This window comes from Halomonas sp. S3-1-1 (assembly GCF_023757625.1).
Classification (GTDB): Bacteria; Pseudomonadota; Gammaproteobacteria; order Pseudomonadales; family Halomonadaceae; genus Vreelandella.
Genome location: NZ_JALGBZ010000001.1, coordinates 416,335 through 439,755 on the forward strand (window position 1 = coordinate 416,335; position 23,421 = coordinate 439,755).

Annotated in this window: 21 protein-coding genes; 18 read left to right on the forward strand and 3 right to left on the reverse strand. The window is 54.3% G+C overall.

The window, feature by feature from the left end; translation table 11 throughout:
• The first annotated feature begins 21 nt into the window (after positions 1–21).
• Both MQW23_RS02060 and MQW23_RS02065 read left to right on the forward strand, forming a co-directional pair.
• Positions 22–486, forward strand: coding sequence for a tellurite resistance TerB family protein (locus MQW23_RS02060; protein ID WP_252106159.1), 465 nt, complete (start codon positions 22–24; stop codon positions 484–486).
• Positions 479–1,072: an exopolysaccharide biosynthesis protein gene (locus tag MQW23_RS02065; protein ID WP_252106160.1), complete on the forward strand. Its 594-nt coding sequence runs from the start codon at positions 479–481 to the stop codon at positions 1,070–1,072. The genes MQW23_RS02060 and MQW23_RS02065 overlap by 8 nt, the downstream gene beginning before the upstream one ends.
• A gap of 9 nt (positions 1,073–1,081) precedes the next feature.
• Here the strand turns inward: MQW23_RS02065 and MQW23_RS02070 are convergent, their stop codons facing one another.
• Positions 1,082–2,086 (reverse strand): serine hydrolase domain-containing protein, encoded by a 1,005-nt coding sequence (locus MQW23_RS02070; RefSeq protein WP_442908579.1) that lies wholly within the window; start codon positions 2,084–2,086, stop codon positions 1,082–1,084.
• Between the two features lie 332 nt (positions 2,087–2,418).
• Positions 2,419–2,730 carry a hypothetical protein gene (locus MQW23_RS02075; protein WP_252106162.1) on the reverse strand — a complete coding sequence of 104 codons (312 nt, stop codon included), beginning with the start codon at positions 2,728–2,730 and terminating at the stop codon, positions 2,419–2,421.
• Between the two features lie 341 nt (positions 2,731–3,071).
• Here MQW23_RS02075 and fliD (MQW23_RS02080) point away from each other — a divergent pair, with 341 nt between their 5' ends.
• The 16 genes from fliD (MQW23_RS02080) (at position 3,072) to MQW23_RS02155 (ending at position 21,585) form a co-directional block, all read left to right on the forward strand.
• A complete protein-coding gene (fliD, locus tag MQW23_RS02080) occupies positions 3,072–4,427 on the forward strand; it encodes a flagellar filament capping protein FliD (protein ID WP_252106163.1) in 1,356 nt (451 codons plus the stop codon).
• A 152-nt stretch (positions 4,428–4,579) separates the two neighbouring features.
• Positions 4,580–5,959: a flagellar filament capping protein FliD gene (fliD, locus tag MQW23_RS02085; RefSeq protein ID WP_252106164.1), complete on the forward strand. Its 1,380-nt coding sequence runs from the start codon at positions 4,580–4,582 to the stop codon at positions 5,957–5,959.
• Positions 5,960–6,180: 221 nt separating this feature from the next.
• Positions 6,181–7,023, forward strand: coding sequence for a flagellin N-terminal helical domain-containing protein (locus tag MQW23_RS02090; protein ID WP_252106165.1), 843 nt, complete (start codon positions 6,181–6,183; stop codon positions 7,021–7,023).
• Between the two features lie 204 nt (positions 7,024–7,227).
• Positions 7,228–8,082, forward strand: coding sequence for a flagellin N-terminal helical domain-containing protein (locus MQW23_RS02095; protein ID WP_252106166.1), 855 nt, complete (start codon positions 7,228–7,230; stop codon positions 8,080–8,082).
• 283 nt (positions 8,083–8,365) lie between these two features.
• On the forward strand, positions 8,366–9,220 hold the full coding sequence (locus tag MQW23_RS02100; RefSeq protein WP_252106167.1) for a flagellin N-terminal helical domain-containing protein: 855 nt from the start codon (positions 8,366–8,368) through the stop codon (positions 9,218–9,220).
• Between the two features lie 285 nt (positions 9,221–9,505).
• Positions 9,506–10,372, forward strand: a complete 867-nt coding sequence (locus MQW23_RS02105) for a flagellin N-terminal helical domain-containing protein (RefSeq protein WP_252106168.1) — start codon at positions 9,506–9,508, stop codon at positions 10,370–10,372.
• 204 nt (positions 10,373–10,576) lie between these two features.
• Positions 10,577–11,437 (forward strand): flagellin N-terminal helical domain-containing protein, encoded by an 861-nt coding sequence (locus MQW23_RS02110; RefSeq protein ID WP_252106169.1) that lies wholly within the window; start codon positions 10,577–10,579, stop codon positions 11,435–11,437.
• A gap of 274 nt (positions 11,438–11,711) precedes the next feature.
• Positions 11,712–14,024, forward strand: a complete 2,313-nt coding sequence (locus tag MQW23_RS02115; RefSeq protein ID WP_252106170.1) for a glycosyltransferase — start codon at positions 11,712–11,714, stop codon at positions 14,022–14,024.
• A gap of 17 nt (positions 14,025–14,041) precedes the next feature.
• Positions 14,042–15,289: a hypothetical protein gene (locus MQW23_RS02120; protein ID WP_252106171.1), complete on the forward strand. Its 1,248-nt coding sequence runs from the start codon at positions 14,042–14,044 to the stop codon at positions 15,287–15,289.
• A gap of 4 nt (positions 15,290–15,293) precedes the next feature.
• Positions 15,294–16,283: an NAD-dependent 4,6-dehydratase LegB gene (locus tag MQW23_RS02125; RefSeq protein ID WP_252106172.1), complete on the forward strand. Its 990-nt coding sequence runs from the start codon at positions 15,294–15,296 to the stop codon at positions 16,281–16,283.
• Positions 16,284–16,291: 8 nt separating this feature from the next.
• Positions 16,292–16,933 (forward strand): DegT/DnrJ/EryC1/StrS family aminotransferase, encoded by a 642-nt coding sequence (locus tag MQW23_RS02130; RefSeq protein WP_252106173.1) that lies wholly within the window; start codon positions 16,292–16,294, stop codon positions 16,931–16,933.
• Complete coding sequence (neuC, locus tag MQW23_RS02135) at positions 16,926–18,089, forward strand: UDP-N-acetylglucosamine 2-epimerase (protein ID WP_252106174.1); 1,164 nt, start codon at positions 16,926–16,928, stop codon at positions 18,087–18,089. The genes MQW23_RS02130 and neuC overlap by 8 nt, the downstream gene beginning before the upstream one ends.
• Positions 18,086–19,159, forward strand: a complete 1,074-nt coding sequence (neuB, locus tag MQW23_RS02140; protein WP_286086806.1) for an N-acetylneuraminate synthase — start codon at positions 18,086–18,088, stop codon at positions 19,157–19,159. The genes neuC and neuB overlap by 4 nt, the downstream gene beginning before the upstream one ends.
• Entirely contained in the window at positions 19,156–19,803 is a 648-nt protein-coding gene (locus tag MQW23_RS02145; protein ID WP_252106175.1) for an acetyltransferase, read from the forward strand. Before neuB ends, MQW23_RS02145 begins: the two co-directional genes overlap by 4 nt.
• Positions 19,804–19,831: 28 nt before the next feature.
• Positions 19,832–20,884 carry a nucleotidyltransferase family protein gene (locus MQW23_RS02150; RefSeq protein WP_252106176.1) on the forward strand — a complete coding sequence of 351 codons (1,053 nt, stop codon included), beginning with the start codon at positions 19,832–19,834 and terminating at the stop codon, positions 20,882–20,884.
• The gene (locus MQW23_RS02155; protein WP_252106177.1) at positions 20,881–21,585 is read left to right on the forward strand and encodes an acylneuraminate cytidylyltransferase family protein; all 705 of its coding nucleotides are present in this window, start codon (positions 20,881–20,883) and stop codon (positions 21,583–21,585) included. The genes MQW23_RS02150 and MQW23_RS02155 overlap by 4 nt, the downstream gene beginning before the upstream one ends.
• A gap of 234 nt (positions 21,586–21,819) precedes the next feature.
• Here MQW23_RS02155 and MQW23_RS19400 read toward each other — a convergent pair whose 3' ends face one another.
• Positions 21,820–23,298, reverse strand: coding sequence for a flagellin N-terminal helical domain-containing protein (locus tag MQW23_RS19400; RefSeq protein WP_286086807.1), 1,479 nt, complete (start codon positions 23,296–23,298; stop codon positions 21,820–21,822).
• Positions 23,299–23,421 lie beyond the last annotated feature (123 nt).

The following is a 23,421-nucleotide window of genomic DNA, read 5'->3' on the forward strand; positions in this document are numbered from 1 at the left end:
AAGCGCTTAAAGGAGACCGCCATGCTGGAGGCAATTCGAGACTTCTTCCACGACGCGCTGGCCGAGCCGGAGCGGCGCGAGAATCACCACCTGACGCTGGAGCTCGCCACGGCGGCGCTGCTGTGCGAGATCGTGCGCGCCGACTACGAGCAAACCCCGGAGGAGCAAGCGGCGCTCAAGCAGATGCTGATGACGCGCTATCGGTTGAACGAGGCGCAGGTGAGTGAGCTAATGGCGCTAGCCGAGGCCCAGGTCAATGAGGCGGTCGATCACTATCAGTTCGTCAGTCTTGTCAAGGAGCACTACGACTACGGCCAGCGTTTCGAGCTGGTGGCGCTGATGTGGCAGCTTGCCTGGGCGGACGGCAGCGTCGACCCGCTCGAGGAGCACCGCATTCGCCGGCTGGCGGATCTTCTGTACGTTAGCCACAGTGATTTCATTCGCGCCAAGCTCCAGGCCAAGGAGCGCTGGCGCCCGCATGAATAACGAAAACGATGCCTCCAGCCTGACCGAGCTTTTGGACGCGCTGGATCAAATGGAAAACGAAAAGAGCCGCGTTAGCGTCGAGGACATCGTCGACGCCGTGGGGCGGCGCTCCTTCGGGCCGATGCTGCTGGTAGCGGGTCTGATCGTGCTGGCGCCGGTGGTCGGCGATATCCCCGGCGTGCCCACGCTGATGGCGGCGCTGGTGCTGCTGACCTCAAGCCAGCTGCTGCTCGGGCGCCGGTCGTTTTGGCTGCCGCGCTGGCTTTTGAACCGCTCGGTGTCGCGCAAGGGGTTCGACAAGGCGCTCAAGTGGATGCGCAGGCCCGGGCGCTGGGTCGATGGGCTAATGGGCGTGCGGCTGGCGTGGATGAGCGGCTATCTGGGCATGCGCGCAACGGCGCTGGCCTGCGTGCTGATCGCACTCGCCATGCCGCCGATGGAGTTCGTCCCCTTTTCCGCCAACGGCGCGGGCCTGGCGCTCACGCTGTTTGGGCTGGGGCTGGTCGCCCGCGACGGGCTGGTACTGGCGCTGGGCTTTCTGATTACCGGCGCCACCTTCACCGCGATTCTCGTTTACCTGCTTTAAGCCGGCGGCTCACTCGCCGTCAACCAGCAGTTTCATCACCAGCCGGTTCAACTGCTGCTGAAACTGCCCGCCGGGAGAAGGCGGGTTGGGGTTGGAGGTGATCACCACTGTCATCGCACGCTCGGGAATCACGAACAGCGCCTGTCCGCCGTAGCCGCGCCCGTAGTAGACCGGCGTATCGCCGAAGGTGGTCACGAACCAGCCGAGCCCGTAGCCATCCCCCGTCCAGGGCGACCGGCCCCGCGGCGTCCAGGAATCCTCCACGTAGCCTTCCGGCAGTACGCGCTCGCCATCGACCACGCCGTCCAAACGGTAAAGCTCGCCGATCTCGACCAGCGCCCGCGGCGAAAGCTGCATATCGTTGCCGCCGAAGTAAACACCCTGTGGGTCCTGGAGCCAGCGGGGAAGGGTGATGTGAAGCGGCTCGGCCAACAGGCGCTGGGCAAGCTCATAGGTGGATTCACCGCTCGAGTAGGTAAGCGCGGCGGACACCAGGTGGCTGGAGCCGGTGGAGTAGAGCATTCGCCCGCCGGGCTCGTCCACGAAGGGGCGAGAAAGGGCGTTTTCCACCCAGTTGGCGCTTGCCACCCAGCCGCTGTAGTTCTCGCCGGAGGTGCGCTCGAGCCCCGCCTGCATGGCCAGCAGGTTCTCCAAAGTAATGTCATTGACGCGTGGGTCCAGCCCCGCCGGCACGCGGCTACCCAATAGCTCGACCAGCGGCTGGTCGAGAGAGTTGATCACCCCGGCGTTAATCGCCGCCCCGGTAATAGCCGCCAGCACCGTTTTGGAAAGCGACTTCACGTTGACCGGCGTGCTCGTTCCCGGCCCGCCCTGGTGAAATTCATGCACCAGATTCCCGTCCACCGCTACCACGACCGTGTGTAGCCGGTCGAGCGCGCCGGCCTGCTCATCGAGGGCGCTAAACGCCGCGGGTGAGGGCGTTTGGGCCAGCACGCCGCCGCTAACGAGCGCTAGCCCCAACACGACCATCAACACCTGAGGGAATAGTCGCATGCGCATGGGCTTTCCTTTTGTCAGTGCCAACGAGGCTTTCAAAAAGCGTAGAGCGTACGCGCGCCAGAAGCACGTAAATTACGCAAAGCGCCCAAAAGCCTGCTAGGATGAGGATGTTGCCTCGATGGGTAAGCAACCCTTTGATTTTCCTAAAACGCAAAAAAGCAAGGAGCGCCGCAATGCGTAACATCATCTATATCGTGGGTCTGGTCGTCGTCGTGCTGTTCATTCTTTCGATGCTTGGCCTTCGTTAATCAACGCGCTGTGCCAAACACAAACGCCCGCAAATGCGGGCGTTTTTGCGTTCAAAAGCCGAATGGCGGCGTCTTAAATCAGGCGCAGTCCGCCGCTCCCTGACCGAACATATCGAACATGATGTCTCGCCCGAGCGCCGTTAGCACGAAGCGCCCTTCACCGTTGGTGGTACCCGCCGCGCCCGCTTCGAGCGTCCGACGACACGCCGACCAGCCGGCATCCTGATCCTCAAGCGCCGCCACCTCGCGCCGAGCCAACCCGCAGCCAGGCAGCGTCACGGTTTCAAGCACATGGCCGTTGACGTACAAAAGTTCCGCCAGTGTGAATAGGCACTGACGCAGCCGAGACGCGTCAACAGGGGCGGCGGGGGTATCACCTTCGCAGGGCATTTGATGCTCCATCGGTTAACGAACAACGTTTCCATAGTGTAATGGAGTTAGCGAATTTAGACCAAGGTCTAAGTTATTGGCGTGTTCAACGCTTGGGTTCGGTACGTATCGCGCTTTGGAGGGCAAGGGCTCGTAGCGCAATAGCGCACGGGGTCATTTCTTTTCAAGCGGCCCGCTTAACCTAAAAAGCGGTAAAGATTACAGAAAATAACCGTTTACTAAGTTAAAAGTGGGATAAAGGCTAAAGACACTGCGCGATTTGCCGATAGTCAATGCATTGACACAGGCAAATTTCAGCTCGCCTAAAGAGCAGGCGATAACATTTAAAGGGGCAGCAATCGATGGCTTCCATATCTTCACTGGGCATTGGCTCGGGGCTCGATCTAAACGGGCTATTGGATCAGCTTCAAACCGCCGAGCGCGCCAAACTCCAGCCCATTGCCGAGCAGGTTCAGTCTGCCAACACCACCGTCTCTGCCTATGGAACACTCAAAAGCGCCGTTTCCACGTTCCAGGATGCCACCCAGGCGTTGAACGATACGGAATCGTTTGAAAGCCTCACGACCAACGTTGAGGGTGACGGTGTCATTGCCATTACCTCCAGCGAAGCACAGGCGGGCCGGTACGACGTAGAGGTCGATCAGTTGGCAACTGCCGGCAGCCTAGTGACAGAACGCTTGGATAGTGCTGACGAAAGCGTTGTCAGCGGTGAGCAAACGCTCAGCTTCGCACTATCTGAAGGAAGCATGTCCGATATCACGATCGCCGATGGCAGTTCGCTTGAAGATATTCGAGACGCCATCAACGACCAGGGTGGTGGTCAGGTGACTGCCTCTATCATCAACGACGGGCAGGGGTATCGGCTTTCGATCATGTCGAGCGAGACCGGCGCCGACGCCAGCATCGAAAGCACTAATTTCTCGAGCATTCTATCGGGTGAGGTGGCTACCTCGGACGTTCAGGTCGTGCAAAGGGGCCAGGACGCGGCGTTCAACGTTAACGGTATCGATATCGTGAGCGCTTCTAATCAGGTCGAAGGCGCCATTCAAGGCATGACGTTGACGCTGACAGAGGCGGGCACGTCGAGCACTATCATGGTCGAACAGGATAACGAAGCGCTGCGTGAGAACGTGGATACCTTCGTGGAAAGCTTCAACACGCTCAAAAGCACCTTGAATACTTTGACCAACTTCGATGTAGAAACGGGGCAGTCGGGCGGCTTGAACGCTGATGCGACCACACGAGCCGTCGAGCGCGAGCTCCGTCAGGCTATTAGCGGTGTGACAGGCGGTGACGGCTTCAGCGTACTGTCCGACATCGGCATTTCATTGCAAACCGACGGTACGCTTGAGGTCGATGATGAAAAGCTGGATAACGTCATTGCCACCCAGCCGGATGCGCTGACTGACTTTTTTGCAGGCAGCAGTGAGGGAAGCGGTATGGCAGGGCAGATCAATACCTCCCTCGAGCGCTTGGTGGGAGATGGCGGCCGTCTCGATACGGCGAAAGCCAACTCTGAAAGCCGAGTCGAATCGCTCAAAGAGCGCTACACCCGCACCGAAGAGCGTATCGATCAGACCGTGGCGCGTTACCGTACTCAGTTTCAGGCAATGGACAGCATGGTGGCACAAATGAATCAGACAGGTGCCTATCTCGAACAGCAGTTGGGCATGCTGGCCCAAACCAACCAGAGCTAAGCCGAACTATTAAAACCCTTAATGCCCGGCCATAGCGCTGGGCATTTTTTTGCGGGTATCTTCTGACGATGCCTAAAGTTCGTTCTCACCCAGCCGATAGACAAGGTAATCAACCCAATCTCTTTGCTACTTATTACTCGAGGATTTAACCCATGGCATCAATCTCCGCGCTTGGTGTAGGTTCCGGGTTGGACTTGAACGGTCTGCTGAATCAGCTTAAGGCCGCAGAGAGTCAAAAGCTTACCCCCGTTTTACAGCAGCAAAGTGCCCAAAAGACAAAAATTTCGGCCTATGGGCGTCTCGAATCGGCGATGGACCGGGTCAATACCTCGGTCAAGGCGCTGAACGACGCATCGACCTTCAAGCAGCAAAAGAGCACGGTAACCGGCAGTGGCGTTTTGGCCACGGCGGGCGAGAAAGCCAACCCCGGGCGTTTTGAAATTAGCGTTTCTCAGTTGGCTCGCGCTGGAAGCGCCGCCTCACAAAGTGTCGCGCTCGACCAGGCCCTTACGACGACAGACACCAAGCTCAAGCTGGATTTCGGTGCGACCTACACTAACGGTGCGTTCGATAGCGGCGCCGCGCCCAAAAGCAGCTACGAAATCGATATCAAGGCGGGCAGCACGCTGGCCGAGGTGCGCGATCAGATCAATGCAGACAAGGAATCGGGCGTTACTGCTTCGCTTGTCAACGACGGCACCGGATATCGCTTGGCGCTCAGCTCGAAGGAAACCGGCCAGGATGCTTCGCTCATAGGGTTTTCCGGTATCGATGGGCTTGCCATGGATACTACGACGGTACGCCCAGGCCAGGACGCTGCGCTCAATGTCAACGGTATCGCGATCACCAGCAAGACCAACCGCGTCGAAGGTGCTATCGAGGGGGTAACGCTTGATGTCACCGCTGTGTCGGAATCCCCCGCCACCTTGGTCATCGAAAGAGACAACGACTCCCTGAAAGAGGCCATCAACAACTTCGTTAGCAACTATAACGAAATGAAATCGACCGTAGGGCGCATGACCAAGTTCAACGGGGAAGGCGAGATTTCTGGCGAGCTGATAGGGGACCGTACGGTACGCACTATCGAAAACCGGTTGAGTCGTGACATTAGCGACAGCCTGGCGGGCGGCGATATCACGCGGCTGTCGGAAATCGGAATCTCTATCGATGAGCGCGGGCGCTTGGAGGTCGACGAAGAAAAGCTTGACGCCGCTGTTGCCAACGACCCTGAAGGTCTGTCAGCCTTCTTCGCCGGCGACAGCAAGGAAGCAGGGTTTGCAGGGCGCCTGAGCGCTACATTGACGACCATTACCTCAGAAGACGGCCTCATTAAAAGCTCGGTCACCAGCGCAGAGCAGCGAATCGAGAGTCTCGATAAGCGCAAGGAGCGCATGGAAGCCAGCATCGAGCGCAACGTGGAGCGCTACCGCAAGCAGTTTGCCCAGCTCGATGGCATGATTGCGCAGATGAACTCCATGAGCAGCTACCTTGGCCAGCAGTTCGATATGCTTAGCTCGATGCAGAAACAGTAAACTTTGCTATCTAACCGAGCTAATGCGCTCTCGTCAGTAACCGCAATTTATCCTGTCAACGGGGCCGAAAGGCCCCGTTCGAGTTTTAAGGCCAGGTTTTTATAAAAAAATTGGTTAAACGGGCTAAAGGATCGCTTCGCTACGCCGTTAATTATAACAACGGCGATGCAAGCGCCGATTTACAGGCCTTTCCCGGGCCGCTAAGCACTGAGGATCACTCCATGTCCGTTATCAATACCAACATCACTTCCATGATCGGCCAGAACAACCTGAGCAAGTCTCAGGGCATGCTGGCTCAGGCGCAAGAGCGCTTGTCTTCTGGCCTGCGCATCAACAGCGCTTCCGACGACGCCGCCGGTCAAGCCATCGCCAACAAGATGACCGCTCAAATCAAGGGCATGGACCAGGCAAGCCGTAACGCCAGCGACGGTATCTCCCTTGTTCAGACCATGGAAGGCGGTCTGGATCAGATCAACGACAACCTGCAGCGTATTCGTGAGCTGGCGGTACAGGGCGCCAACGACACCAACACCGCTGACGACCGCGCCGCGATCACCACCGAGATCAACGAGCGTATCGCCGAGATCGACCGTGTAGCGGGCAGCAACAACTTCAACGGCACCAATCTCCTGGCAAGCGGCTCGAGCACGGCGCTCAATATCCAGGTCGGTTCTAACACCAGCGGCAACGACACCATCACTGTCGATACCTTCGATGCGACCAGTAAAAACCTGGGCGTTAGTGGTTCTGCGGCGGCTCTCTCTGGTGCCGGCGCGACTCACGCCAACTTCCAGACTCTGATCGACAATGTCGATACCGCAGTTAAAACGCTCGACACTCAACGGGCCACCTTGGGTGCCACGCTGAACCGCTTTGATTCAGTGATCGATAACCTGGCGACCACGACCACCAACCTGTCTGAAGCCCGCTCACGCATCGAAGACGCCGACTACGCGAAGGAGGTGTCGAACATGACCCGTGCCAACATCCTGCAACAGGCGGGTACGTCCATGCTGGCCCAGGCGAACCAGACTCCGCAGTCCGTGCTTTCCTTGCTGGGTTAATCGCTCGAGCAGTAGTGATAACCAGTGAAGTGAACGACGGGGCCGAAAGGCCCCGTTTTTCGTTGAGCGCTACTTAAATTTTTATTATGTAAACCGCTTAAAAAGCCTAAAGAAGTGCCGTTAGCAGCCGTTAATTATAATAACGGCGATGCAAGCGCCGATTTAAAGGCCGCTCCTGGGCCAGTAAACACCGAGGATTACCCCATGTCCGTTATCAATACCAACATCACTTCCATGATCGGCCAGAACAACCTGAGCAAGTCTCAGGGCATGCTGGCTCAGGCGCAAGAGCGTCTCTCTTCCGGCCTGCGCATCAACAGCGCCTCTGACGACGCGGCTGGCCAAGCGATTGCCAACAAGATGACCGCTCAGATCAAGGGCATGGACCAGGCAAGCCGTAACGCCAGCGATGGTATCTCGCTCGTTCAAACCATGGAAGGCGGTCTGGACCAGATCAACGACAACCTGCAGCGTATTCGTGAGTTGGCGGTACAAGGTGCCAACGACACCAACACCGCTGACGACCGTACTGCGATCACGACGGAAATTAACGAGCGTTTGGCCGAAATCGACCGTGTCGCGGGCAGCAACAACTTCAACGGCACCAGCTTGCTCAACGCCAGCGGCAGCCTGAGCATCCAGGTTGGCTCCAATACCGATGCCGAAGACGTTATTAGTGTTAAGACCGTTGATGCCACCGTTTCCGGACTAGGCTTGGCAAGCGGCAGTGAAATTACTGGCACCACATTCGTCGCTAGTGGTGGCACCGCAGCGCACAGCAGCTTCCAGAACCTGATCGACTCCGTAGATGCCGCGACCAAGACTCTGGACACCAACCGGGCAACTCTGGGTGCCACGCTGAACCGCTTCGACTCGGTGATCGACAACCTCGCGACCACCTCGACCAACCTGTCCGAAGCACGTTCGCGGATCGAAGACGCCGACTACGCGAAGGAAGTGTCCAACATGACCCGCGCCAACATTCTTCAGCAGGCGGGTACCTCCATGCTGGCCCAGGCGAACCAGACGCCGCAGTCTGTACTGTCTCTACTGGGTTAAGCCTTTCGGCAGTACAATGGAAGCAACCGAACGGGGCCGAAAGGCCCCGTTTTTCGTTTGGCTCGTTTACTGCTGGGCTTGTCTTGCACGTCGCTAGCGCGCGTTATGCAGCGAGCCGACTTGCCTTCTCAGACCAAACGTGGCGAGGGGATAGAGAAAACACTTTCTTAAAAAAACGGCACTTTCTCCTCAAGTAAACGCCTATACGGCCGTTAATTATTATAACGGCGATGCAAGAGCCGATTAGCAGGCCATAGGTCATTTACTTAACGAGGATTATCCCATGTCTGTTATCAACACCAACATCACTTCCATGATCGGCCAGAACAACCTGAGCAAGTCTCAGGGCATGCTGGCTCAGGCGCAAGAGCGCTTGTCTTCTGGTCTGCGCATCAACAGCGCTTCCGACGACGCCGCCGGCCAAGCCATCGCCAACAAGATGACCGCTCAAATCAAGGGCATGGACCAGGCAAGCCGTAACGCCAGCGACGGTATCTCGCTCGTTCAAACCATGGAAGGCGGTCTGGACCAGATCAACGACAACCTGCAGCGTATTCGTGAGTTAGCGGTACAGGGCGCCAACGACACCAACACCGCTGACGACCGTACTGCGATCACGACGGAAATTAACGAGCGTTTGGCCGAAATCGATCGCGTCGCTGGCAGCAACAACTTCAACGGCACCAGCTTGCTCAACGCCAGCGGCAGCCTGAGCATCCAGGTCGGCTCCAATACCGATGCCGAAGACGTTATTAGTGTTAAGACCGTTGATGCCACCGTTTCCGGACTAGGCTTGGCAAGCGGCAGTGAAATTACTGGCACCACATTCGCCGTCAGTGGTGGCACCGCAGCGCACAGCAGTTTCCAGAACCTGATCGACTCTGTCGACGCTGCGACCAAGACTCTGGACACCAACCGGGCAACCCTGGGTGCCACGCTGAACCGCTTCGACTCGGTGATCGACAACTTGGCGACCACCTCGACCAACCTGTCTGAAGCGCGTTCGCGGATCGAAGACGCCGACTACGCGAAGGAAGTATCCAACATGACCCGCGCCAACATTCTTCAGCAGGCGGGTACCTCCATGCTGGCCCAGGCGAACCAGACGCCGCAGTCCGTACTATCACTGCTGGGCTAAACCGCTCATTGATAAAACGAATCAAGCAAATGGACGGGGCCGAACGGCCCCGTTTTTTATGTCTTTATTCCTGGAATTAAATAGGGCGTTCACGCCTAAAGCGCCGTATGGCAAGGGTTTTGACGAGATTGCCTCTTGGTCGGTTCGGCCAGTTTTACTTTCTCTTACATAAAAAAATAACTGATTTTTAAAGGATTTAAATTAGCAGCCGTTACCAGTGTTAGCGACGATACATACGTCGTCAAGTTGGCCCGCTGGCCAGTTATACTTCAAGGAGTAATACTCATGTCTGTAATCAATACGAATATCACCTCCATGATCGGCCAGAACAACCTGAGCTCTTCACAAAGCATGCTGGCTCAGGCGCAAGAACGTCTCTCTTCCGGTTTGCGTATCAACAGCGCTTCCGACGATGCCGCCGGTCAGGCTATCGCTAACAAGATGACCGCCCAAATCGATGGTATGAGCCAAGCCAGCCGTAACGCCAGCGACGGCATTTCCCTGGTACAAACCATGGAGGGTGGCCTCGACCAGGTGAACGATAACCTGCAGCGGATTCGTGAGTTGGCGGTACAGGGGGCTAACGATACCAACACCGAAGAAGATCGTAATGCGATCGAAACTGAAATCAATGAGCGCTTGGCAGAGATTGATCGTGTAGCGGAAAGCAACAACTTCAACGGTACCAACCTATTGAACGCCAGTGGTAGCCTGAGTATTCAGGTTGGTGCAAACACCGACGATGAAGATGTCATCAGTGTTTCTACTGTTGATGCGACGGTAAGTGGGCTAGACCTGACATCAGCCAGTGGCAGCATTGTTGCCGGCACCACTTTTGATGCTACTGGTGGTGGCTCCATCGATGAACACGATGGCTTCCAGAACTTAATCGATGCGGTCGACACGGCTACTGAAACGTTGGACACTAACCGTGCCACCTTGGGCGCCACTCTCAATCGCTTTGACTCGGTAATCGACAATCTGGCGACGACTGAAACCAATCTTTCCGAAGCACGTTCGCGGATCGAAGACGCCGACTATGCGAAGGAAGTATCCAACATGACCCGTGCCAACATCCTGCAACAGGCGGGTACGTCCATGCTGGCTCAGGCCAATCAGACTCCGCAGTCTGTGCTTTCCTTGCTGGGTTAATCGCTCGAGCAGTAGTGATAACCAGTGAAGTGAACGACGGGGCCGAAAGGCCCCGTTTTTCGTTGAGCGCTACTTAAATTTTTATTATGTAAACCGCTTAAAAAGCCTAAAGAAGTGCCGTTAGCAGCCGTTAATTATAATAACGGCGATGCAAGCGCCGATTTAAAGGCCGCTCCTGGGCCAGTAAACACCGAGGATTACCCCATGTCCGTTATCAATACCAACATCACTTCCATGATCGGCCAGAACAACCTGAGCAAGTCTCAGGGCATGCTGGCTCAGGCGCAAGAGCGTCTCTCTTCCGGCCTGCGCATCAACAGCGCCTCTGACGACGCGGCTGGCCAAGCGATTGCCAACAAGATGACCGCTCAGATCAAGGGCATGGACCAGGCAAGCCGTAACGCCAGCGATGGTATCTCGCTCGTTCAAACCATGGAAGGCGGTCTGGACCAGATCAACGACAACCTGCAGCGTATTCGTGAGTTGGCGGTACAAGGTGCCAACGACACCAACACCGACGATGATCGCGCTGCAATCGAGACCGAGATTAACGAGCGATTGGCAGAAATTGACCGTGTGGCTGGTAGCAATAACTTCAACGGAACCAACCTGCTTAACGCCAGCGGCAGCCTGAGCATTCAGGTCGGTTCCAACACTGATGTTGAAGACGTTATCAATGTTAAAACTGTTGACGCTACCGTGTCGGGCCTTGGTTTGACTGGCGCATCGGGTGGCGTTGTCGCAGCGACTACCTTTACGGCTGCTAGTGGAGCCGGTGCCCACACCAGCTTCCAGAGCCTGATCGATGCTGTTGACACTGCTACCAAGACACTGGATACCAATCGCGCTACTCTCGGTGCCACGCTGAACCGCTTCGACTCCGTGATCGACAACCTGGCGACCACCTCGACCAACCTGTCCGAAGCGCGTTCGCGGATCGAAGACGCCGACTACGCGAAGGAAGTGTCCAATATGACCCGTGCCAACATTCTTCAGCAGGCGGGTACCTCCATGCTGGCCCAAGCGAACCAGACGCCGCAGTCTGTACTGTCTCTGCTGGGTTAATCCTTTCGGCGGTACAGTGGATGAATCAACCGAACGGGGCCGAAAGGCCCCGTTTTCTTTTAGGTGGCTCAGTGTCAGCCTTTTTACACGTTTCTTATCAGGCCAGCCCAAAGCCGTGGTGTCGCACATTCGGTATCGATGATTATCTCCTTCGCGGCACCTGTTCCTGAAACAGTCCAAGGAATACCTGCTTAAAAACAGGCGCATTTACCTCTTTGGTGCGCGTGATCGCGAAGTAGACTAGGCGGACTGCCACTTTTTTGCGAGCTGCCTAATGGCCAAGACGACTACCGCCACACCCAAACGAAAACCCCGTTTGTTATGGGCCAATCCGTTCTGTCTGCTGGACACCTCCAGCGGTGCCAGCATGAGCGTTCGTCAGATGTTGCTGCAGTTGGCGGCCAACGGGTACGACGTCAAGGTATTGGGCGCGACGGTATTCGACAACCCCAAGGGAATGAAGCTTCTCAAGGAGCAGTTTGGCGATCTCGATGCCCATCTACATCAGCTGATCGAGGCGGAAGACGGTCCTTTGACACACCAAATGCTGGTGAGCTATAGCCATAACCGCAATCACTTTACGACCCACGAAGAAGGCCTCTGGTATAGCCAATACGTTTATCTGCTGGACTCCTTTAGACCGGATATCGTGTGGTTCTACGGCGGTCAAACCCTCGATATGTTAATTGCCGATGAGGCGCGGGATCGGGGGATAGCCGTCGCCTTTTATCTAGCCAACGGTAACTATAAATCGCCACGCTGGTGTCGGGATGTCGACTTGGTCGTGACCGATAGCCAAGCGACAGCGGATATGTATCGAAAGGCAGTGGGCTTTGCTTCCAAGCCGGTAGGCAAGTTCATTGCCTCGGATCGCTTTGTCGCCCAGCAGCACGACCGCAAACGTCTGCTGTTCGTGAATCCCAGCTGGCAAAAAGGCGCGAGCGTATTTGTGCAGCTCGCCGAAAAACTCGAGCGTGAAAGACCCGATATCGAACTCGAAGTCGTGGAGGCGCGGGCCGATTGGTCGGCGGTTTTACGTGAAACCACTCTACGTATGGGCCAGCAGCGCAGTACGTTGAGTAACGTGACCGTGACGGGCAATACCAGCGATATGCGTGGGCCTTATAGCCGGGCGCGCGTACTAATCGCCCCCAGCCTATGGTGGGAAAGCTCCGGCCGCGTACTGGCCGAAGCCATGCTCAACGGTCTACCGGCGTTGATCACCAACCGAGGGGGCATGCCCGAAATGGTGGGGGACGCGGGCATTGCATTTGATTTTCCGGCCCAGTGCTATGAAGAGCCTTATCAGCACCTACTGGACGAAAAAGAGCTTCAGCCACTTTTCGACGCGGCGGTGGCTTTCGTCGATGACGAGACGCTCTATCAGGAGTACGTGAAGCGTGCTTTTAGGGTCGGTGAAGAGAAACATCATATAAAACGCGCCACCGAACGCCTGCTGAGCGCCCTGGATCCATTGGCGCGGGCGCGTGGGGGTAACACGGATTTTTGGATTGGCCAGAAAAAGCGTCATCGCCAGCGTATTGCAAGCGTTGCCACCCAGCCCGAGCTGAAAGTGGATCGTTCGCTGGAGCAGTTAATCACTAACAAGGTGGACGTAAGCCTCGGTGGAGACTCCTCGGCACCACGCCTGAATCTCTCCGATGACTTCACTTGGCAGTTCAAGGGCAAGATCGTCGTGCTCGACAACCGGGCAAGTTTGATCAAGAGTGGCCTGGCCGATCAGATGGCTAAAACAGGTGCCTTTGGCATCGTGGCCTTTGATCCCGCCAGCGAGATAAAAGAGCCTGGACGGTTCGAAGGCAGCGAGGCAATCCAGCTGTTCCCACATGCCCTTCTGGGCGACGGAAATTCGGCGACGCTCCACGCCTGTATTGCCACCGAGATGACCAGCACGTTGGCACCGCTACCGGCAGACCAGCTACCCGAGCGCTACCATTTGGGGGCTCAGGAGATTGCTGAAATTCCGATTAATACGGTGGCCCTGGATAGCATCACGGGGCTTGAAAGCCTCGACTGGCTCATTCTTGATGAGCTAAGCGATGCAATGGCCGTACTTGAAAATGGCGTCCAGTATCTTGAAGCGACTCTACTGATTCAAACGCGGGTTCCGTTTCAGCTAACCCATGAACGCCAGCCAAGTTTGGCAGAATTGCAGCACTGGGCGAGTCGTCATGGATTCCGCTTCTATCGCTTTCACAACATAGGCCACTACAGCCACTTACCCGAAAAGCTTAATGAGCGTTTGCCCTGTGCCAGCGAGCAAGAGAGTGCCGATGTGCTTTTCCTGCCCAACCACGCACGAATGGCGGCGCTGAGTGATGAGCAGAAAAGAAAATTGGCCTTTATATTAAGCGCCTGTTTCTCTGCACATGACATGGCGTTTGAACTATTGGCCGATGTCAGCCATGACAAGGCGCTGGAATTTCTCGAAGCGCAGCGGTTTATACCGTCTGCAGAACGCGGTAAGGAGCGTAATAAGAAGGACTTGGATTCGCGGAATGGAATGGATAGTTCACAAGCCGCTTTCCTTGGGCACGATGATGACCTTTTAGCCAAAATTGATTGAGATGAGGCACGCCTTGCATGTTTGCTTACGAAAAGTTTGATGTATTCGACGAGATCGTCTCGAGCTTGCCGGAAGGTAGTGCGCTCACCTACTCGCCCTTGATAAGAGAAGGGTTTCAATTTTGCTTGGATGGCGCAGACAAAAGCTGTGACGTTCCGGCCAGTGAGCCGCTGACGTTATCAGGTGTGGATGCAGCTCTCTATCCAGTCAAGCGAGAAATTAAAAAGGTAGGCTACTTTCACGACAAAGGCTTTCTGGACAACATTCTTACAGGGTTCATGGAACAGGATATCGAGATCGCAAAGCTCGACCTCCTCCCTGCGCAACTGAAAAAAGTGCTGAGCACCAAGCAGCGTGAGGAAATCGAGTTTTTTGATCGTCACCTTCAAGCCTCCTTCGGCTGTAGTATTCGCACTAAGCTCGAAGAAAGATTTCATCTCGTCAACGCCATGATTCCCCAGTATTACGACCTGCTCAAGAAATCAGAAGTCGATGCAGTCGTTTTCAGGGTCTACTATGGGCTGAACTACTTTCCCATCATTTTCGCCTGCAAAATGCTTGGAATTACTGTGATTGATGTGCAGCACGGAATTAATGGTTTCAAACACGTCTGCTACTCAAAGTTTAAAAGTAACGAGATCGATAGCCCATTTCTGCCCGATGTCTTTTGGACATGGGGCGATATATCAACACGAATGTTGACTAAAGAAAGCGATATTGAGTCTAGTGCACTTGTGATCGAGGGGGGCGGTCCTACCTATTTGTCTCGTCAGGTCAAACCGGGTAAGAAGATACTATATACCCATCAGCCTCAGTCTAAAGGAATTCCTGTACCCCTCGAAGAGATCAAATATGTCCACGAGCTAAAGCAGCGAGAGGTAGTGGTCAGACCTCATCCGCTACATATTGATGAAGCGCAGGAGGTAATGAGTCTGCTCAGAAGAGAGGGGATTAAAGCCAAGCTAGAAGATCCAAACAAACTCACCATCAACGACTCTCTAAAACAGTCCGGTGTCCATATTACATGGTCTTCTACATGCGCACTGGATGCGCTTAATTTTGGTGTTCCTTCTGTTCACTGCTCCGAACTCATTGATGAAGTAGAGCGTGAATTCACGACGGGGCTGCTTTTCCGTTATTCAGATGTTAGTAAAGAGAGTCTTTTGAAAGATCCTTCCAAAGCAAGGTCCTATAGCTTGGGCTCCAAGGAGCGCGTGGCTCACGGCGTCTCACAGGTATTATCACTACCCGCTGGCCAAGGATAAGATCATGACGGTTGAAAAAAAGATGCTGGTTACGGGCGCCGATGGATTTATCGGCTCACACCTCGTCGAGCTTTTGGTCAAAGAGGGCTATCGCGTCAAGGCATTGGCTCAATACAACTCTTTCAATAGTTGGGGATGGCTCGAGGATACGGATTGTCTTGATCACGTCGAGGTGGTCAGCGGCGATGTACGCGATCCACATTTCTGCAAGCACCTCGCCCAAGGAGTCGACACGGTCTTTCATTTGGCCGCCTTGATCGCCATTCCTTACTCTTATGTTGCGCCCGATAGCTATGTAGAGACCAACGTAAAGGGCACGCTCAACCTGTGCCAAGCGGCTTTGGATAACGGCGTCACGCGTATGATTCACACCTCCACCAGCGAGGTATATGGCACCGCGCAGTATGTGCCAATTGATGAGCGCCATCCACTACAGCCGCAGTCGCCCTATAGTGCCTCCAAGATAGCCGCTGATGCGATGGCCATGAGCTTTTACAATGCGTTCGATTTGCCCGTCACGGTTGCACGTCCTTTTAACACCTACGGTCCGCGGCAGTCGGCCCGAGCCGTCATACCAACAATCATCAGCCAAATAGCCAGCGGCATGAAACAGGTCAAACTTGGCGACGTCTCGCCTACTCGCGACTTCAATTATGTTGAGGATACTTGTCAGGGGTTTCTGGCGCTGGCTAATTGTGATGTATCGATTGGCGAAACGGTGAATATCGCCTCCAATTATGAAATATCGGTCGGGGATACACTAGATACGATACGGGAATTGATGGACAGTGATATAGAGTTCATTATTGACGAGCAGCGCTTACGACCTGAAAAATCCGAGGTTTTTCGCTTATGGGGAGACAATGCGCGGCTTCGCGAATTGACCGGCTTTACTCCGCAATACGGCCTTCGTGAAGGGTTACAGAAAACGATAGACTGGTTTTCTCAACCTCACCAGTTGGCGAAATATAAAGCCAATCTATACAACATCTGAGTTGCGCCATGCTGCCTAAACTGATCGACTTCATTTATGACTATTGCCGTACGGAGTCGTTCAATACTTTATATGAACTCGTATCTCGAAGTAACGAAAAAGCCTATGTGGCCGAAGCGATTGACTCTACTTTTGTCTCCAGCGTCAGACACCATGTTGACAAGCTCGAGCATAATATTACCGCTTATATGGGCAGCCCTAACTCATTAGCGACGGCTCAAGTGCCTCATCGTTATGTATATACGAACGATGAGCTGGGCTTTAACTACTGCCTGCCCACCCGGAACTCTGCGAGTAGTGATGGTCAGATCGAGCAAATCGAGGAATTTGTTGGAGAGAAGCAGTGCTTTGCAGCGAGCTACGCCGATAATCTAGCCAGTGGTCTTCACATTGTGACCGAGCCGGAAGGGGGGCGTAGCAACTATTGGCTCACTGCGGTGATTTGTAACGGGCAGGTGCAACGCGGCGAATGGTTCGAGGGGGCCAGTGATAAGGGCGTGATGACACGGCCTATCTGGAAATCGATGAGCCGTCTACCCATGTATGCTCATGCGCCCGCTGTCGATATTTGCAATGCAGAGTCGTTAGAGCAGCGAGTAGCCCATTTGCCGAGCGGTCTGCTTCCGTCAGACAGGGGGAAAGATGCGTAACGTCGCGGTTTTTACCGGAACCCGTGCCGAGTACGGCCTGCTGTACTGGTTGATGAAAGGGATCGACGCTCATCCTCGACTATCGTTGCAAGTGATCGTGGCGGCCATGCACCTCTCTCCAGAATTCGGTAAAACATCGAACCTGATCGAATGCGATGGCTTTGGCATTGATGCCAAGGTCGAAATGCTGCTTTCTTCAGATACCGGCGTTGGCGTTGCCAAGTCAATAGGTGTTGGCGTCATCAGTCTGGCAGATGCACTGGATCGCCTGAAGCCTCATGTGATCGTGATTCTGGGCGATCGATTCGAAGCGCTAGCTGCAGCCCAAACGGCACTGATGCTCAAGATTCCCATCTTGCATGTTCATGGCGGCGAGGTGACGGAAGGTGCCTACGACGATGCCATTCGCCATGCGATCACCAAAATGGCGATGATGCATGCTGTGGCAGCCGAACCTTATCGGCAGCGAGTTATCCAGATGGGGGAGGATCCTCAACGTGTCGTGAATACTGGCGCGCTTGGATTGGACCATATCAAACGCTCACCTCGTTTGAGCCGACAAGCGCTTGCCAAAACGCTCAACTTTTCACTTGAACGCCCTTTTTTCCTGGTGACCTATCATCCTGAAACCCTTGCAGACGTGCCGGCGTTGGAGAGTCTTCAAACTATTTTTACAGCACTTGATGAGTGGCCCGATCACCAAGTCATTTTGACCTATCCGAATGCCGATGAGGGGGGCCGGGAGATGATTGGTGCTATTGAGGCATATAGCGCGTGCCAGCCCCAGCGCGTTGTGGCAGTTCCGTCACTGGGATCCCAGCGCTACCATTCCGCGCTGGCCGAGTGCGCTGTCGTTATAGGTAACTCATCAAGCGGTATCATCGAAGCACCTAGCTTTTTTGCGCCCACCGTCAATATCGGTCAGCGGCAAGCCGGTCGTCTGGCCGCTGCGTCCGTGATTCATTGTGAGTCGACATTAACGTCGATTCGATGGGCCATTCAGCACGCGCTGAGCCCTGAGGTTCGCTCCGACACTCAACGTTTTCAAAACCCCTATGGGCAAGGGGATGCAGCCGGTCGCGTTATCGACATGCTGTTATCCATGCCTTTGACCACGATCAAGCGCTTTCATGACTACTTGGGGGAGCCGTATTGATATCCGATAAGGTATTTATCATTGCCGAAGCTGGCGTTAACCATAATGGCGACCGCAAGCTTGCCTTTGATCTCGTAGACGCTGCCGCCGCCTCTGGTGCCGATGCCGTAAAGTTTCAAACCTTTAACGCAAAGCGGCTAGCCGCTGATTCGGCACCCAAAGCTGCTTATCAACAGCAGGCCACCGAAGCCGGCGAGAGCCAGCTTGCCATGCTGCAGGCGTTAGAGCTGCCCCTGGAGTGGCACGAGCCGCTCCAGCGCCATGCGCATCAGCGTGGAATCGAGTTTCTTTCGACCGCCTTTGACCTGCAGAGTCTAGCGTTTCTGGAAACGCTGGGGCTGCCTTTCTACAAGGTTCCCTCGGGGGAGATAACCAATGCACCGCTGCTATGGGCTTTTGCCCATACCAGAAAGCCACTCGTTGTTTCTACAGGCATGGCATCGCTGTCGGAGATTGAGCAGGCATTGGCGATCATCAGTCACGCCATCCGAAGCGACCAGCCGCCTCAGGGGATGGGGGAAGTGTGGCGAAACTGGAGTGAGCAAGCGGCACGCGAAGTGCTATCGGATCGGGTCAGCCTTCTGCACTGCACTTCGCAATACCCGACCCCCATGGCGGAAGTCAATTTAAGAGCTATGGATACGCTTTCCAGCGTGTTTGGTCTGCCGGTGGGTTATTCCGATCATACCCAGGATTTACTGATCCCGATTGCCGCCACCGCTCGAGAGGCCACAATCATCGAAAAGCATTTTACTCTGGATCGCCAGTTGCCAGGACCAGATCACAAAGCGTCCCTGGAACCCGATGAACTCACCCATATGGTCGATGCCATTAGACAGGTAAGTCTCGCGCTGGGCGATGGTTACAAGGCGCCTCAACCAAGCGAATGGCAAACACGCGATGCCGTCCGCCAGCAGTTAGTAGCTCGTCGCTCGATAAAATATGGAGAGACATTCACGCTGGACAACATGACCACCGCCAGGGCTGGTCGAGGCGAGCCTGCCTACCTCTACTGGGATTATCTGGGCAAACAAGCGATCCGCGATTATCGAGAGGGTGAAATGTTGTGAATGCCCCTCCCGTCATTCTTTTGGGAGCCGGAGGTCACGGCAAGGTCGTTCTCGATCTTTTACGACGTATCGGGCGCCCCGTCATCGGCGTGTGCGACCCAATATTTGAACACAAAGCGGGTGGCTTCTGGCGAGGTATTCCAGTATTAGGCGGCGATGGCGACTTGTTATGCCACGCAACTGACACGGTAGAACTTGCCAATGGAGTCGGAAGTTTGCCCGGCCAGTCCACGCGCCACCATCTGCACGAGCGACTCATTGCTCTGGGTTACCGCTTCGCGACCCTGGTTCATCCCTGTTCCGTACTTTCTGAAAGCGTGATTATGGGGCGCGGCGCACAAGTCATGGCCGGATGTGTCATCCAGGCTGACGTGCAAATAGGAGAGGGCACCCTGGTCAATACAGCTGCGCATATCGATCATGACTGTCAGTTGGGTAGGCATGTGCATATCGCCCCCGGCGCTGTGCTATCGGGAGGTATCAGGATCGCGGATAACGTTCATATAGGCCCTAATGCCACGATCATTCAGGGGATCACTATCGGTGCCGGCGCCGTCATCGGCGCGGGGACAACGGTGCTGCACGACCTGCCCGAGTATCATCAACTCATCGGTCAGGCACCGCGTTCGCCAACCCCCTTATGATAAACAATGGATGGAGGCACTGTCGTTAATGAAACAGTGGGAAAAAGCGCTGGTCAGCACCGGCACAAGCTTAAACGACGCGATCAAGGTACTGGATGGCGCCGCCCTGCGTATTGTTCTCGTGGTCGATCAGCAGCGAAAGCTTTTGGGTACACTCACCGATGGCGATCTACGCCGTGCCTTGATCAGTCATCAGCCGCTCGAGTCGGCGGTAGATGATGCCATGAATCCTAATCCCAAGGTGGCAACGCTGAACTGGAGCCGTGAACGGCTACTTCACGTCATGGAGCAAGGGCAGCTTCTGCAGCTGCCGATTGTGGATGATCACCAGCGCCTCATTGGGCTGGAAAGCCTACATGACTTGCTAAACCCCCCAGCTTATAGCAATCCAGTTTTTCTCATGGCGGGCGGATTTGGTACACGTTTACGGCCCTTGACCAACGATTGCCCCAAGCCGATGCTCAAGGTGGGCGACAAACCTATTCTCCAAACAATTGTCGAAAGCTTCATCAAAGCGGGTTTTCACCGTTTTTATATTTCGACCCATTACATGCCCGAAATGATTCGCGCGCATTTCGGGGATGGCCGCTTGTGGGGAGTATCTATTCAATATATACATGAAGAGAGGCCGCTGGGAACGGGAGGCGCTTTGGGACTTTTACCCAAGGCAGAAATAGACCAGCCGCTTTTCATGATGAACGGTGACTTGCTCACCACGCTCAACTTTGAAAGTTTACTCCAGTTTCATCAGGATCATCCCGCCAGTGCGACCATGTGTGTACGGGAATATGAGCATCAGGTTCCCTATGGTGTCATCGAAGGTAAAGGCCATCACATTATCTCCATGGTAGAAAAGCCATTGCAGCGCTTTTTTGTTAATGCGGGCATTTATTTACTTGACCCTGAACTAGTGCAGCGGGCTTTGCCTAATCACCCCATTGATATGCCTACCGTACTTGAAAATGAAATAGCGGCTCAGCGCAACGTCAACATGTTTCCTATTCATGAATACTGGTTAGATATAGGTCGAATGGAGGAGTTTACGCGTGCTCAAAAGGATATAGCCGGTAGCCTGCAATGAGAGAACATATAAAGCGCATTGGTACACTGGCCATCATTCCTGCACGTAAAGATAGTAAGCGGCTACCTCGGAAAAATGTGCTTGCTTTGGCAGGAAAACCGTTAATAAGCTGGTCGATTGATGAGGCTTTGAAAACACACTTGGTGGATCTGGTGGTAGTGACCTCTGATGATGAAGACGTCATTTCGATTGCCAAGGCTTATCAGAGCCCAAAGGTCGCAACTATCCAGCGACCAACAGAACTCGCTACCGATACGGCTAAAAGCATCGACGTTGTTATTCATGCTTTAATAGAGATGGAAGCGCGAGGAGTTTATCCTGAGCGTGTCGTTTTATTGCAACCAACGTCTCCATTAAGGACAGTAAGTGACATCGAAGGCGCCGTTCGGCTGTTTGTCGAGATGCGGGCTACAAATGTCGTATCGGTTTGTGAGGTAGATCACCCCACCGCTTGGTGCGGCAAGGTCGATGAAAGTCTGAGACTTGTGGGAATTGATCTTTCAGTCTCGCGTTCTCAGGAAGCTGAAAAAGAATATCGTTTGAATGGTGCTATATATATCGTGACTCCATACGCTCTCAAGGAGAAGCGCCAGCTGGTGACCGATAGTGCAAAGGTATTTATAATGGATAAAAAGAAGTCGCTGGACATCGACGATATTTTTGACTTTAAACAGTGTGAGTTTTTTTTAAATCATTTATAAAGTGAAGTAAGAAATAGTGTGTTCCAGCACTTTTGCGAGCGCCTTGATCTTCCATATGTTGTTTACGCATTCAGAAAAATAGTGATTGAATAGAAGAGTTTGGCTTGAATTTTAAAACCGCTTTTTAAGTTTGGTCAAACAGCTTTCGATAAATTTTAGGGGAAGCTACTGAGCATCGCTATTTTACGAGTTACAAGAGGGCATGGCATTTTGAGCTTTCCAAAAAATACAGTATTAGCGAATAAGATTAAGTAATTCCAAAACGTTCTGCGATGACTGGTTTGCCTGAGCCAAAAGAGCATCACCAGCTTGTTGTAAAATCTGGCTCTTGACCAAACGGCTGCTTTCTCTCGCATAGTCGGTATCCATGATACGAGATTGGGCGGCATACAGCGTCGTGGTCTGGTTTTCGCTGCCTTCAATCGCACTCTCAAGTCTATTTTGCTTGGCGCCATAATGTCCGCGGTAATCATCTACGGTTTGTAGCGCGGATTGAAGATGTGACAGCGCCTCGCGCGCACCCTCAATCGAGTCCAGTGAAATATCTTCTAGCCCTAGCGAACGGTGGTCGGCAGGGGTCGCCTTGATAGTCACGCTTTCAAGCTCGTTGCCATAAGTTGCGCGCGTGATGATGGTCGTCGGCTGGCTGATAGGCGCTGATGTGGGCTCAGGCTCTACTAACTCGATGGGCATCTCGTCCCAGGTCGCCTTGGCGTAAAATATCCCGCGCCCAACCACCAGTAGCATTAAAGGCTCGGTGGTCTTGTCGATGGTGATAACTTCATCCATCTCCGGTGCGGTGACATTAGAAAGATCGCCGTTATTGAAGTCCTCTCCATCCTCTGGATCAAACGCGCGGTCTCGATCGCCGCTATAAGTAATTCTCATGCCGTTGTAATCAAAATCGACGGGTGGATTGTCGATATCATACTGACCTGTTGCGTCATGAAATACCGAGGCATCGTAAGTAGCCCCCGGCAAGAGACCATTCTCGGTCGTCATCAAACTATTCGCCGAGGCAATGTCATCAATGTTACGCGATGCCCAGACTTCGTCGGTCGGGCTTTCATTCGAACCAATGATCGGCGTACCGACCAGGTGTTTACCGTCCAACGTAAAAAGCTGCAAATCGTCATCGACCTTGAGGGAGTCCATTTCGATACGCACCTGAGTGGCCCCGGCTGGAATATAAGCAAGCGGAACGATGCCGGAGTGGAAATTCTGGATTTCATCGTCCAACTTGGCCGTAATATGCTCAGTATTTCCCAGACGGGCCGGTGCCGGTGCCGGTTTGGACGGCGCCAAAGGCGTTTTGCCAAACGCTTCTGTCGTATTGGCGATACGGTCGATCTCTTCCCGCAGTTGTATGTATTCGCCGTTAATAGCGGCGCGGTCACTTGAGGAAAGCGTTGCTGTCGCGGCCTGGACGGCTAAACGATTGGCGCGATGGAGCAGGTTATTGATGCTATTCAGTCCGCCTTCAGCCGTCTGTATCAGGCTGATACCATCATTCATGCCTCGCTGTGATTGGGCGTTGGCTCTAATACTACTTTCCATTTTGTTGGCGATCGCACGTCCCGCGGCATCATCCTTGGAGCTGTTGATGCGCAAACTGGATGACAGGCGTTGTATTGCTGTTTGAGCAGAATTTCGAGCCGTGACTCGATTGTGCTGTAAAGCAAGACTCGTCATATTGGTGGTGATGCCCATCATGGAGTAGCTGCTCCGATTGCTTCTAATCCTGGATTACGAAACCGCTCTACAGAAACCTGGTGACGTACTGATCGCTTCCCCCATAGTAAGGACGCTCCATGCGATTACGCGTGGAAGCCTTCG

Coding starts and splice junctions, on each gene's coding strand:
- MQW23_RS02060 (WP_252106159.1), top strand. CDS start 22: ATGCTGGAGGCAATTCGAGACTTCTTCCACGACGCGCTGGCCGAGCCG.
- MQW23_RS02065 (WP_252106160.1), top strand. CDS start 479: ATGAATAACGAAAACGATGCCTCCAGCCTGACCGAGCTTTTGGACGCG.
- MQW23_RS02070 (WP_442908579.1), bottom strand. CDS start 2,086: ATGCGACTATTCCCTCAGGTGTTGATGGTCGTGTTGGGGCTAGCGCTC.
- MQW23_RS02075 (WP_252106162.1), bottom strand. CDS start 2,730: ATGCCCTGCGAAGGTGATACCCCCGCCGCCCCTGTTGACGCGTCTCGG.
- fliD (WP_252106163.1), top strand. CDS start 3,072: ATGGCTTCCATATCTTCACTGGGCATTGGCTCGGGGCTCGATCTAAAC.
- fliD (WP_252106164.1), top strand. CDS start 4,580: ATGGCATCAATCTCCGCGCTTGGTGTAGGTTCCGGGTTGGACTTGAAC.
- MQW23_RS02090 (WP_252106165.1), top strand. CDS start 6,181: ATGTCCGTTATCAATACCAACATCACTTCCATGATCGGCCAGAACAAC.
- MQW23_RS02095 (WP_252106166.1), top strand. CDS start 7,228: ATGTCCGTTATCAATACCAACATCACTTCCATGATCGGCCAGAACAAC.
- MQW23_RS02100 (WP_252106167.1), top strand. CDS start 8,366: ATGTCTGTTATCAACACCAACATCACTTCCATGATCGGCCAGAACAAC.
- MQW23_RS02105 (WP_252106168.1), top strand. CDS start 9,506: ATGTCTGTAATCAATACGAATATCACCTCCATGATCGGCCAGAACAAC.
- MQW23_RS02110 (WP_252106169.1), top strand. CDS start 10,577: ATGTCCGTTATCAATACCAACATCACTTCCATGATCGGCCAGAACAAC.
- MQW23_RS02115 (WP_252106170.1), top strand. CDS start 11,712: ATGGCCAAGACGACTACCGCCACACCCAAACGAAAACCCCGTTTGTTA.
- MQW23_RS02120 (WP_252106171.1), top strand. CDS start 14,042: ATGTTTGCTTACGAAAAGTTTGATGTATTCGACGAGATCGTCTCGAGC.
- MQW23_RS02125 (WP_252106172.1), top strand. CDS start 15,294: ATGACGGTTGAAAAAAAGATGCTGGTTACGGGCGCCGATGGATTTATC.
- MQW23_RS02130 (WP_252106173.1), top strand. CDS start 16,292: ATGCTGCCTAAACTGATCGACTTCATTTATGACTATTGCCGTACGGAG.
- neuC (WP_252106174.1), top strand. CDS start 16,926: ATGCGTAACGTCGCGGTTTTTACCGGAACCCGTGCCGAGTACGGCCTG.
- MQW23_RS02150 (WP_252106176.1), top strand. CDS start 19,832: ATGAAACAGTGGGAAAAAGCGCTGGTCAGCACCGGCACAAGCTTAAAC.
- MQW23_RS02155 (WP_252106177.1), top strand. CDS start 20,881: ATGAGAGAACATATAAAGCGCATTGGTACACTGGCCATCATTCCTGCA.
- MQW23_RS19400 (WP_286086807.1), bottom strand. CDS start 23,298: ATGATGGGCATCACCACCAATATGACGAGTCTTGCTTTACAGCACAAT.